This is a genomic window from Paenibacillus sp. B01, from assembly GCF_009649995.1.
Classification (GTDB): Bacteria; Bacillota; Bacilli; order Paenibacillales; family Paenibacillaceae; genus Paenibacillus_O; species Paenibacillus_O pasadenensis.
The window spans coordinates 3,024,110-3,036,023 of the sequence record NZ_CP045802.1 but is presented as its reverse complement, the minus strand read 5'-3'; the positions used below and the strand labels follow the sequence as shown (position 1 = coordinate 3,036,023).

At 53.6% G+C, this 11,914-nt stretch carries 10 protein-coding genes; all 10 read left to right on the top strand.

Annotated features, from left to right (window positions below):
* Positions 1-57 precede the first annotated feature (57 nt).
* Positions 58-888, top strand: coding sequence for a fumarylacetoacetate hydrolase family protein (locus GE073_RS13075; RefSeq protein ID WP_153783626.1), 831 nt, complete (start codon positions 58-60; stop codon positions 886-888).
* Between the two features lie 3 nt (positions 889-891).
* The gene (locus tag GE073_RS13070; protein ID WP_153783625.1) at positions 892-1,944 is read left to right on the top strand and encodes a zinc-dependent alcohol dehydrogenase; all 1,053 of its coding nucleotides are present in this window, start codon (positions 892-894) and stop codon (positions 1,942-1,944) included.
* Entirely contained in the window at positions 1,941-2,939 is a 999-nt protein-coding gene (locus tag GE073_RS13065) for an aminoglycoside phosphotransferase family protein (protein ID WP_153783624.1), read from the top strand. The genes GE073_RS13070 and GE073_RS13065 overlap by 4 nt, the downstream gene beginning before the upstream one ends.
* Entirely contained in the window at positions 2,926-4,233 is a 1,308-nt protein-coding gene (gene eno / locus GE073_RS13060) for a phosphopyruvate hydratase (protein WP_153783623.1), read from the top strand. The genes GE073_RS13065 and eno overlap by 14 nt, the downstream gene beginning before the upstream one ends.
* Positions 4,230-5,378 carry a galactonate dehydratase gene (gene dgoD / locus GE073_RS13055; protein ID WP_153783622.1) on the top strand — a complete coding sequence of 383 codons (1,149 nt, stop codon included), beginning with the start codon at positions 4,230-4,232 and terminating at the stop codon, positions 5,376-5,378. The genes eno and dgoD overlap by 4 nt, the downstream gene beginning before the upstream one ends.
* Positions 5,287-6,417: a zinc-dependent alcohol dehydrogenase gene (locus GE073_RS13050; RefSeq protein WP_323744216.1), complete on the top strand. Its 1,131-nt coding sequence runs from the start codon at positions 5,287-5,289 to the stop codon at positions 6,415-6,417. The genes dgoD and GE073_RS13050 overlap by 92 nt, the downstream gene beginning before the upstream one ends.
* An 18-nt stretch (positions 6,418-6,435) precedes the next feature.
* Positions 6,436-7,944, top strand: a complete 1,509-nt coding sequence (locus GE073_RS13045) for a sulfatase family protein (RefSeq protein WP_153783621.1) — start codon at positions 6,436-6,438, stop codon at positions 7,942-7,944.
* Between the two features lie 293 nt (positions 7,945-8,237).
* Positions 8,238-9,176, top strand: coding sequence for an ABC transporter permease (locus tag GE073_RS13040; RefSeq protein WP_306812850.1), 939 nt, complete (start codon positions 8,238-8,240; stop codon positions 9,174-9,176).
* 18 nt (positions 9,177-9,194) lie between these two features.
* Positions 9,195-10,073, top strand: a complete 879-nt coding sequence (locus GE073_RS13035) for a carbohydrate ABC transporter permease (protein WP_153783619.1) — start codon at positions 9,195-9,197, stop codon at positions 10,071-10,073.
* 105 nt (positions 10,074-10,178) lie between these two features.
* Complete coding sequence (locus GE073_RS13030) at positions 10,179-11,849, top strand: extracellular solute-binding protein (RefSeq protein ID WP_228551486.1); 1,671 nt, start codon at positions 10,179-10,181, stop codon at positions 11,847-11,849.
* Positions 11,850-11,914: the final 65 nt, after the last annotated feature.

The following is an 11,914-nucleotide window of genomic DNA, read 5'->3' as shown; positions in this document are numbered from 1 at the left end:
GCCGTGATACGATTCTAATATCAAGTGAAGTCGATATCCCATGAGGAGGCAACAAGGATGAAGCTGGTACACATTCAATTCGAGGGTAAGTTAACCTGCGCGATTGCAGGAGAGCAAGGGATTCTGCCGATTGAAGCGAGCCTGGAGGACGTGATTGCCGGAAGGGCTGATGCGGCGGAGCTTGCTGCAGCAAGCCGCGGTAAGTGGCTGTCGGAGCAGGAAGTAGTGTTCGCACCTTCCATACCGGCTGGCAAAAAAATCATTTGTGTTGGTCTTAATTACAAGAAGCATGCGGAGGAGGCGGGACTCCCCGTACCTGAGGTGCCTATTCTGTTCAACAAGTTTTCCAATGGACCTGTTGGACATGGGGCGGAAGTGGGCCTTCCCGCCCAAGCGTTCAAATATGATTACGAGGCTGAGCTCGGCATCGTAATCGGCAAGAATGCCAGAAACATCAAACAGGAAGAGGCGCTGGATGTCGTATTCGGCTATTGCAACGTCAATGACCTGTCTGCGCGTGATCTCCAGATGCGTACAAGCCAGTGGATGCTTGGCAAAATATTAGATGGCTTCTGTCCGGCTGGCCCTTATCTCGTCACGGCGGATGAAGTGGGCGATCCCAACGAGCTGGATATTAAGCTGTATCTGAACGGAGAGCTTCGCCAGAGCTCCAATACAAGAGACATGATTTTCACTGTTCCGGAAATCATTCAATACATTACGAAATATATGACGCTGGAGCCTGGCGACCTTATTCTGACCGGGACGCCTGAGGGCGTGGTGGCCGGTTATCCGGAGGATCAACAGGTATGGTTGAAGGACGGAGACGTCGTTACCGTTGAAATTCAGAAGCTTGGAGCTTTGACCAATGTCATGAAGGGATGCTGACCGATGAAAGCCTTGGTTATCCGCAGCCCGCATCATATGCAGCTGGAGGAGATGGAGGCCCAGCCGTTAGGGCCTCATGATGTTCGAGTTCGGTCCAAGGCTGTCGGCATCTGCGGGACGGATCTCGAAATCTATGAAGGACAGATTTCCTCCGATTTCGTGAAGTATCCCGTTGTGCCTGGACATGAATGGAGCGGAATGGTCGTAGAATGCGGCTCCGAGGTGACAAGCGTAAGACCGGGGGACAGAGTCATTGCCGAAGGCTTATTGTCATGCGGCAGCTGCGCCTACTGCAGAGAAGGCCGGACGAATCTCTGCCATCAATATGATCAGCTTGGCTTCACCCGCCCTGGCGGCGGGGCGGAGCTGGTCATTGTACCTGCAAGGGCCGTCCATCGCATTCCGAATGAGGTCTCCTATGAAGCAGCGGTCTTAATCGAACCGGCTGCGACGGTGCTTCGCGGCATTATGAAGACGCCGCTTCAACCAGGTGTGAAAGCGGTTATTATTGGTCCCGGTACGCTTGGCTTGTTGACTGTACAGCTGTTGAAGGCGTTCGGAGTGGATGCCATCTGTCTGATTGGACGGAGAAATGAGCAGCTGGAGCTGGGGAGAGCGATCGGCGCTTCCCATTTCGTCAATAGCCGCATCATGGACGTGCACGCCGCTATTCAAGTATGGACAGAAGGACAAGGCGCTGACCTCATTGTCGAGACATCTGGCAGTGAAGAGGCGGTCAGGCTCAGTATGGAGCTGGCGCGCAGCGGAGGCCATATTGTGCTGACTGGCATCGCTGGAACAGGCAAGAAGCTGGTCGTGGAGAGCGATTATATGATGCTGAGAGATTTGACTGTGCATGGCATATTCTCTTATACGACCAAGTCCTGGCATCAAGCGCTGAGACTGCTGGAAGCCCGCAAGCTGGAGCTGGAGGCGCTTATTACGCATCGCTTCTCTATCGACCAATACGAGGAGGCCTTTGAAGCGCTGCGGAACAAGACGAAGCCAACAGTCAAAATCGTCATGCTTCATGATGGAGAGGAGCTGTCACCATGATTCTGGGTACTGCAGACGAGGTGAGAGCTTACCTCTTGCATGCAGAGTGGCTGGCCGATGGCGAGCCGTGTGCCATTACCGAGCTGAGCGGAGGCGTAAGCTGCCAGGTATGGAAGATTGTAACGAGCAAAGGACGCTGGGTGTTAAAGCAAGCGCTTCCGCAGCTGAAGGTGAAGTCGGAATGGTTCTCCGATGTAGCTAGAATCGAGCGGGAGCAGGTGGCGATGCTTGCCCTATACCCGCTGCTGGATGCCGGACAAGTCCCGGCTATCGTCTATCAGGATGAGAATGCGTATTTATATATGATGGCCTGCGCGCCTGAAGGAGCGGTAACCTGGAAGTCACAGCTGCAGGAGGGACAATTCCACACCGCGACAGCGGAGGCTGTCGGAGGGATGCTGCGGAGACTGCATGTAGCCAGCCGAGCCCTTCCGGGCGAGAGTGTGGATTCACTCCGCGACCTGAAGTACTTCCAGGAGCTGCGCGTCGATCCGTTCCATAATGAATTGGCCAGGAAGTATCCTGAGCTGATTCTCCCTATTGAGGACTTGAAGCGAGAGGTGACGGAGGTCGGCCATTGCTTCGTGCACGGCGACTTCTCACCCAAAAACATTCTAGTTGCGGGCCATCATGAGGTCATTTTGCTGGATTATGAGGTCGGGCATTGGGGCAATTCGGTGTTCGATCTGGCCTTCTGCATCGGCCATCTCGTGCTGAAGGGAATAGCCTATGGACGCGAGGAGGCCGCGCAGCGCTGTATTGAAGCGTTCCTTAGAGGTTACGGCGCTGTCCCTCCAGGACTCATGAAGCATCTGGGCCTTATGCTGCTGGCTAGGATAGATGGCAAATCGCCAGTGGAATACATTACGGATGCCGCAATGAAGGAGCGTGTACGTCGGTTGGGCAAGCAATGGTTGTTAGGCGCGTGCAAGGAGCAGGCAAGAGAGGCAATTGCGGAAGGATTGGGAGTGAGGGGCGGCCATGGCCAAAATTAAACACGTAATTGGGAGAGAAATACTGGATTCACGGGGATACCCTACCGTAGAGGTGGATGTTGTCCTGGAGAGCGGACATCGCGGGCGTATGATGGTCCCGTCGGGCGCATCGACAGGCAAATTCGAAGCATGGGAGCTGCGGGACGGCGAGCCTACACGCTTCCAGGGCAAGGGTGTGCGGAAGGCCGTTGACCATATCAATCATGAGCTGTCTAAGGCTGTTGCAGGTGTCGAGGCGGGAGAACATCATACCCTGGATCAGCTTCTGATTGAGTTTGACGGCACGCCTAACAAGTCGAGAGTGGGGGCCAATGCGATTCTTGGCGTATCCTTTGCGGCGGCTCATGCCCAAGCGGCGGCGGAAGGCTTGCCCTTGTATCGCTATTTCGCCAATCGGTTTCTCGCTGAGGGAGATACGCCCGTTCTGCCGCTGCCTATGGTCAATATAATTAGCGGTGGTCTGCATGCCGGAGGCCATATAGATATTCAGGATTTCCTCATTATGCCGGTAGGCGCTGCCTCCTATCCGGAGGCGCTGGAGATGATTTCGTTGGTGTACTTCCGGACGCAGCGCTTATTGGCCGCCAAGGGCTATCAATCCCGTCTGCTCGCGGATGAGGGGGGCTTCGGTCCTGCTCTGGGCAGCCATGAAGAGGCGCTGGATATTTTGTGCGAGGCGATTGAGGCATGCGGCTACAAGCTTCGGGATGATATGGCGATCGCATTAGATGTCGCAGCCTCCCATTTCTACGATGAGGATAAGGGCATATATCGACTGGGCGCGGATCATCGGATGCTGCAGTCCGACGAAATGGCAGCCCTTCTGGAGACATGGGTAGACAGATACCCCATCGTCTCGATTGAGGATGGATTAGCCGAAGAGGACTGGAGCGGCTGGGTGAAGCTTACGGAACGTCTGGGTCATAAGGTCCAACTGGTGGGCGATGATCTGTTCACCACCAACCGGGAGCGCATTCAGAGAGGGCTTCTGGAGAAGGCGGGCAACGCTGTGCTTATCAAAATGAACCAAATCGGAACGTTAACGGAGACGGTAGAGGCGATCAGGCTGGCCAAGTCAGCGGGCATGTTGACCGTTATATCCGCCCGATCCGGCGAGACCGAGGATTATACGCTCGCGGATCTTGCAGTAGGCCTGAACGGCGGCCAGATTAAGATCGGCTCAGTAGCCGGCTCCTCTAGGCTCGCCAAATATAATCAACTGCTTCGTATACATGAGGATATCGGCAGTCATTATGCGGGAAGGGCCGCATTCCAAGGGAGGTTCGCACGATGAAGATAACGGATATAGAGCTGTTCCAGATTGAGCCCAGATGGCTGTTTGTGAAGATCAGCACGGATACAGGCTTTGAGGGCTGGGGGGAGCCTATTCTGGAGGGAAGGGCCTCCACCACCAAAGCGGCGGTGGAGGAGCTGAAGGATTATCTGATAGGGAAGGATCCGCTGAAGATCGAGGATCACTTCCAGGTGATGTACCGCGGCGGCTTCTACCGAGGCGGTCCCATCCTTATGAGCGCGATCTCCGGTATCGAGCAGGCTCTGTGGGATATCAAGGGCAAATACTACAACGCGCCGATCTACGATCTTCTTGGCGGCTCGGTACGCGACAAGATTAAGGTATACGCCTGGATTGGCGGAGACCGGCCAAGCGATGTGAGCAATCATGCCCTGATGCAGGTTGCTCTGGGCTTCAAGGCGCTGAAGATGAACGCCACGGAAGAGCTTCATTATATAGACGATTACCGGAAGATTGATCAGGCTGTAGAACGGATGCAAGCTGTGCGGTCTGCGGTCGGTCCGGATGTTGGCATTGCGGTTGACTTCCACGGCAGAGTGCATAAGACGATGGCCAAGATTCTTGTGAAAGAGCTGGAGCCGTTCAGACCGATGTTCATTGAGGAGCCTGTGCTGCCGGAGCATAACGAAGCGCTGAGAGACATTGCCAGAATGACGAATACGCCGATTGCGACGGGCGAGCGCATGTATACGCGCTGGGGCTTCAAGCAGCTGCTGCAGGAGGGTTATGTGGATATTATCCAGCCGGATCTCTCTCATGCCGGCGGTATTCTGGAGACAAAGAAGATCGCGGCTATGGCGGAAGCATACGATGTCAGTCTTGCGCCCCATTGCCCGCTTGGACCGATTGCTCTGGCCTCCTGCTTCCAGGTCGACAATTGCACGCCGAACTTCGTTATTCAGGAGCAAGGGTTAGGCATTCATTATAATCAAGGCAGCGATGTGCTCGGCTACCTGAAGGATCCCGATGTATTCCAATATGAAGCGGGTTATGTGCGTATGTCCGGCAAGCCGGGTCTCGGCATTGAAATCAATGAAGCAGCTGTCAGAGAAGCGGCCAAGAAGGGGCATAATTGGCATTCCCCTATCTGGCGCAATGAAGATGGCTCCTACGCGGAATGGTAGACAACAAGGACTGGAGGGGGAAACTATGGGGGGAACAATGCGTGCATTAGTGTACGAAGGTCCTCGTCAGCTGGAGCTTCGTACCATGGAGATTCCCCGGCCCGGGGAACAGGAGGTGCTTGTGCGTGTTCACTGGGCGGGCATATGCGGCTCAGAGCTAAGCGGCTATCTGGGACATAACTCGCTCCGCAAGCCTCCGCTTGTGATGGGGCATGAGTTTGCGGGAGTGATCCACCAGGTTGGCAGCCGAGTGGAGGGGCTTCAGTCCGGTGATCGGGTGACAGCCAATCCTCTGATCTCCTGCGGGAGCTGTATGGAGTGCCGCAGCGGGCGGGCGAACCTATGTCCGCAGCGCAGCCTTGTAGGAGCAGGCAGGCCTGGGGCGTTCGCGGAATATGCCGTTGTACCTGCCGGGAATATCCACCTGCTACCTGAAGCCGTGTCATTAGACGCTGCCGCGCTTGCGGAGCCGCTTGCCTGTGCGGTTCGTATTGCCCGCCTGGCCGCGCTTGAGCCATCGGACAGTCTGTTCATTGCCGGCGCTGGTCCTATTGGCCTGCTTGTGCTCCGGGCTGCGCAGAGGTATGGGGTGAAGCATACCGTGGTTATGGATGTGAATGCGGAGAGGCTTGGCATAGTCAGGGCAATGGGAGGACTTGCTGTCTCCTGTGAGGAGGAGCTGGCCCGAGTGACACCGGCGCGCGGCTTCGACAAGTGTGTGGATGCTGTCGGCATCGATGCCACCAGGCAGCAATGTATGGGTATTGCCAGACCGGGCGGCAGAGTGGTGTTCTCCGGCCTTCATGCGGCAGACAGCGCTCTGCCCGTCAATACCGCTATTCGCAACGAGCTCACGATGCTGGGCTCCTTCGGCTACAATCCAATCGACTTTCAAATTGCGCTCAAGTGGATTGAAGAGAGCGGCACAGGGCTGGAGACATGGACCGTGCATGAGCCGCTGGAGAACGGGAAAGCATGCTTCGACAAGCTGCTGAGCGGTCCAGGCGCCGTAGCCAAAATATTGTTAGAGCTAGGCTAACGGAAGGTGGGTCAATAGATGAAACCTAATTTTGTTGTATTTGTTGTGGATCAGATGCAAGCTCGCACGATGTCTCTGCATGGCCATCAGGACGTGCGGACGCCGAATTTAGATCAGCTGGGTCTAGAAGGGGTGTCCTTCACCAGAGCCTACTGCAACAATCCCGTATGTATGCCTTCGCGCGCGACCCTGTTGACGGGACTTACTCCCCGCCAGCATGGCTGCTTGACTAATGGCAACGCTGTCCCTGAAGGGCTGCCTACACTGCCGAGGGTGCTCGCCGAGGCCGGATATCGGACACATGCCGTAGGCAAGCTTCATCATCAGCCAATCGGCTCTGTCAGCATGGGCGAGGAGATGGCTTTCTCATGGGAGAGCAGAGCGCGTTGGGAGGCTGGAGAGATTACAGCACTGCCAAGCGATTATTACGGCTACCAGACGACGGAGCATGTTGGCGGGCATGTCGATTGCTTTGGCGATTATTTGACATGGCTGGAGCAGGAGCTGCCGGGAGGAAGGGAGCGATTGCTGCGGGCGGGAGCCTATGAGAAAAATAGCCTGTACGAGCAGCATTGGAAGATCGATCTGCCTGAAGAGCTGCATTACAACCGGTGGATCGCTCGCCGCTCAGCGGCTTTCCTGGAAGGGCTTGGGCAAGAGGAACCCTTCTATCTCTGGTGCTCCTTCCCAGATCCGCATCATCCCTTCGCAGCCTGCCGTCCTTATAGCGAGATGTATGATCCGCAGTCGCTGACGCTGCCGGAGGGGTGGAATGATGAAGCGGATTCTATAGATTGGCTGAAGGGTCTAAGAGCCGTTCATCCCGGGCACTCGCAGTTTGATGAAGCCACTCTGCGTGACATATTAGCGCAAACCTATGGCATGATCACACATGTGGACAGCTGTATAGGGGACGTGGTGGACAAGCTGAAGGAATGTGGACTCTATGAGAACACCATTCTTGTCTTCATGGCGGATCATGGAGAATATTTGGGCTCCCATCGGCTGCTGACCAAGGCAGAGTGGCCTTGGGAGGAGCTCCTGAATGTTCCCTATATCTGGAGAGCTCCCCGCGCTGCCGCGCAGGGCGTCTATCGTGAGCGCGTCGTCAGCCTGCTGGACTTCGTGCCGACGATTCTGGACTTTGCCGGTATAGATCAGGCTGTCATGGATACGCGCGGCATCTACAGCGCGCCGCCGCTAGGCTTGCCGGGCCGCAGTCTGCGCGCTGCCGTTGAAGAGGGCAAGGAGCTGCCTCCCCGTCCGGCGCTTGTGGAATACGATGAGGATTGGTATGCGCCCGAGACGACTCGAATGCGCACGCTTGTCGCGGAGCAATATAAGTTAACGGTGTTTATCAATTCCGATGAGGGGCTGCTGTTTGATCTGGCCGCAGATCCTCGCGAGCATAACAATTTATGGAATGATCATGCATATGCTCAGGTTCGTTACAAGCTGACAGAGCAGCTTCTGCGGGAGCTGATTCGAACCGATCGCTTCGATACGCTTCGGATAACGGGAGCGTAAGGAGCTGTCTTGGGCTGTCTGGAAGAGTGGTGTCTCCACTTTTTCTGGACAGCCTCTTTTTTGTTCCACTTTAAATAAGGTATTGACGGGAATTGCTGGCAGATCTATAATAAAAACGAAACGAGTTTCGATTAGTGGTTATTTATAAGTAATTTTGAATGATTGTTTCGAAAACTCTATTTTCTATATCGGTGTTGTAAACGTTTGCAAGAGAAGGGTGGGTATGGACTTATCGCAGGATAAATACAGAAAAAGGAGTGCTTGTTGTGGAAAATGTGAATGAAGTCCGGCAGCTGGACGTACCCGACATCAAGCGCGGGACGCCATTGAAGCAAAGGGCCTCAAGGCTGCTGAAGAGCTACCAGCTATATTTGTTTGTGCTTCCCGCTGTTTTGTATTACGTGCTCTTTCATTACGTGCCGTTATACGGCATTCAAATCGCCTTCAAGAACTTCCTGGCCTTCAAGGGCATTGCGGGCAGTCCATGGGTGGGTCTGGAGCATTTTGAACGTTTTTTCCGGTCCTTCGAATTTACCAAAATTATTCTGAACACGATCAAGCTTAGCGTCCTGCAGCTCGTTGTAGGCTTTCCGGCTCCGATCATACTCGCGCTGATGCTGAATCAGCTCATGCACAAGAGGTTCAAGAAGTTTGTGCAGACCGTCATTTATGCGCCTCACTTTATTTCAACGGTCGTAATTGCGGGCATGCTGTTTTTATTCCTGTCGCCGGATACGGGCATGGTCAATAAGCTCATCGGATTGTTTGGCGGCGAGCCGGTATTTTTTATGGGGGATCCCGACTGGTTCAGACCCGTATATGTGCTGTCGGAGATTTGGCAGAACACAGGTTGGGGCACCATCATATATTTGGCAGCGCTTACGACGATTAGTCCCGAGCTGCATGAATCGGCGGTTGTGGATGGCGCAAACAAATTTCAGCGGATTCTGCATATCGATATCCCCGGCATTATGCCAACGGCCGTTATTCTGCTTATTCTGAGCACGGGCAATATTATGAGTCTCGGCTTCGAGAAGGTCTACCTGCTGCAAACGCCGCTTAACCTGCCCTCATCGGAGATTATTTCCACCTATGTGTACAAGACGGGCTTGGTTGGCGCACAATACAGCTTCTCAACCGCTGTAGGATTGTTTAACTCTATTATCAATTTCATCATTCTCATCACAGTTAACCAAATTGCCAAAAAAGCTTCCAATACATCGTTATGGTAAGAAGCGGGGAGGTTCGATATGTTTAAACGCAGTCTAGCAGACATCTGGTTCGATCGCGTAAATATGCTGTTGATAGTGACCGGACTGGCCATCATTGTCTATCCCCTCTACTTCGTGGTGCTGGCCTCTGTGACAGACCCTGGGGCTGTTCAGACGACCCTGTTCTGGCCGGAGAAGTTCAGTCTGGAGGGTTACAAGAAGATACTGGACAGCGACAACCTGTGGGTGGGCTACAAAAACTCTTTTGTATACGCAATCTTAGGAACCATTATCAATTTATGTCTAACCCTTCCTGCAGCCTACGCCCTGTCGCGGAAGGATATGAAGGGCCGCAGTACGGTTATGCTCTTTATTACGTTCACGATGTTCTTCAGCGGTGGACTTATACCTACTTACTTGACGGTCAAGGAGCTTGGCCTGCTTGACTCGGTCTGGGCGATGGTCATACCCAATGCGGTTGGCGCATGGAATCTCATCATTGCTCGAACGTTCTTCCAGTCCACGATTCCGGATGAGCTACTGGAGGCGGCGAAGATAGACGGCTGCTCGGATGCCAAGTTTTTTTGGAAAATGGTGCTTCCCCTGTCTCAGGCGCTTATTGCGATGATGGTATTGTTCTACGGCGTTGCGCATTGGAATTCCTATTTCAACGCTTTGATCTACCTGCGGGACCAGGAGCTGTTCCCCCTGCAGCTCGTGCTTCGATCCATTCTGATAGAGAATCAGATTAGCAACGACATGATGACGGACCTGTCCTCCATGGGGGACCAGCTCCGAGCGGCGGAGCTGATCAAATACGGCATGATTATTATTGCGGCGCTCCCGCTGCTCATTCTGTATCCTTTCTTGCAGAACTATTTTGTCAAAGGCGTCATGATCGGAAGCATCAAGGGGTAATGGATGCGGCCGTCATTACGGAAGGGTGGTGCATGCCGGGCATCCTTGTTGATTTGCTGCAGCTCATGTAAGCGCATACGAATACAAAATTAGGAGGTCATCGATTTGAACAATCGGAGAAAAAAACTGTTGGTATCCTTTCTTTCAGTCATTATGAGCTTTTCCGTTCTAAGCGCTTGCGCAGGCAACAACTCTGGCAATGAGGAGCCGTCCAAGGAGCCGAATCCAACGGAGGCGTCGCAGACGCCTGAAGCAACGGATGGAGGAGCCGAGCAAGGTGTATTCCCGTTAGCGGAGAAGGTGACGCTCAAGATGGTAACCTGTAAGCATCCGAACAACGGACCCTTCGAGGAAATGGATTTCTTCAAGCAATATGAAGAGAAAACCAATGTGCAGATTGAATGGACAGATATTGAATTTGCGCAATGCGAGGAGCAGCGTAATCTGATTCTGGCCAGCGGCGAGCTGCCGGATGCCTTCTATGGCACACTTGCGCTTACAGGCAATGACGTCATTAACTATGGCGGCCAAGGCATGCTTGTCCCCCTGGAGCAATACATCACGAAGGAAACGATGCCGAATCTGACGGCGTTGATTGAACAGAATCCGAAGTACAAGGCAATGCTGACAGCGCCGGATGGCCATATCTATTCGCTGCCAAGCATCCGCGAGCTGATGCTGTGGCTCTCTCCCGACATGATGTACCTGAACAAGGAATGGCTGGACAAGCTGGGACTTGCTGTTCCAACTACAACGGATGAGCTGCGGACCGTTCTGGAAGCTTTTAAGACGAAGGATCCTAACGGCAATGGCAAAAATGACGAAATTCCGTTCTCCTTCCTGTGGGACTTCGCGAACTATAACGTAATGGGCATCGGCTCATTGTTCGGCACCTTCGGAAGAGCGGATTCCGCCAACCATATTTTCGTTGAGGACGGCAAGGTGGTATTCTCCGCCAAGGAGCCGGAGTATAAGGAAGCGATTCAATATTACCACTCCTACTTCAAGGATGGGCTGTTCGATAAGGAAAGTCTGGCGCAGGACCGGAATCAGCTGGTAGGCAAGGGCAGTGGTACAGAGCAGCGTCTGGGCGGCTTCTTCTCCTGGAACGCCTTCTCGGTTGTTGGCGTAGACAATGATCCGAAGTATGTGGTGGTTCCAGCTCTGAAAGGACCAAACGGCGATCAAGTGTGGAGAAAGTCTTTGAATAATAATCAAGGCGTGAATCCTTTTGCATTCTCGATGACAGCCGCTAACAAGCATCCAGAGCTTACGATGCAGTGGATTGACTTGTCCTACGCAACGGATACGTCGATCGAAGCAGGCTGGGGACCAATTGGAACAACATTGGAAGACAAAGGCGGAACCTTGACGCTCAAGGAAGCGCCGGCTGGCATGACAACGGACGAATATGTATTCAAGACGGCGCCAGTTGAAGCTCCTTATGCTATTTTAGAAAATACGTATGGAACTCGTCTTGCGATGGCTGACAAGGATAAAGTGAAGACAGATGGCATTAAAGAAAACTATTTGCCTTACATGACCTCGGAGACGTTCCCTGGCGTGATGTTCACGGCTGAGGAATCCCAGAAGATCAAGACGCTGGATACCGATATTAACAGCTACGTGAACCAGACTAGCGCCAAGTGGCTGCTTCAAGGCGGCGTAGAAGGCGAATGGGACAAATACCTGGCTGACCTGCAGAAGATGAAGGTTGACGAGTTGATCAACATTTATCAAACGGCGTACGACCGCTTTAAGAGTGCCCAACAATAATCGCAAACAACTGAGAGCTTTCCCTGGTATCCTTGGTCCCGGGGGAAGCTCTCCACTTTCACCAC

Coding starts and splice junctions, on each gene's coding strand:
- GE073_RS13075 (WP_153783626.1), top strand. CDS start 58: ATGAAGCTGGTACACATTCAATTCGAGGGTAAGTTAACCTGCGCGATT.
- GE073_RS13070 (WP_153783625.1), top strand. CDS start 892: ATGAAAGCCTTGGTTATCCGCAGCCCGCATCATATGCAGCTGGAGGAG.
- GE073_RS13065 (WP_153783624.1), top strand. CDS start 1,941: ATGATTCTGGGTACTGCAGACGAGGTGAGAGCTTACCTCTTGCATGCA.
- eno (WP_153783623.1), top strand. CDS start 2,926: ATGGCCAAAATTAAACACGTAATTGGGAGAGAAATACTGGATTCACGG.
- dgoD (WP_153783622.1), top strand. CDS start 4,230: ATGAAGATAACGGATATAGAGCTGTTCCAGATTGAGCCCAGATGGCTG.
- GE073_RS13050 (WP_323744216.1), top strand. CDS start 5,287: ATGAAGCAGCTGTCAGAGAAGCGGCCAAGAAGGGGCATAATTGGCATT.
- GE073_RS13045 (WP_153783621.1), top strand. CDS start 6,436: ATGAAACCTAATTTTGTTGTATTTGTTGTGGATCAGATGCAAGCTCGC.
- GE073_RS13035 (WP_153783619.1), top strand. CDS start 9,195: ATGTTTAAACGCAGTCTAGCAGACATCTGGTTCGATCGCGTAAATATG.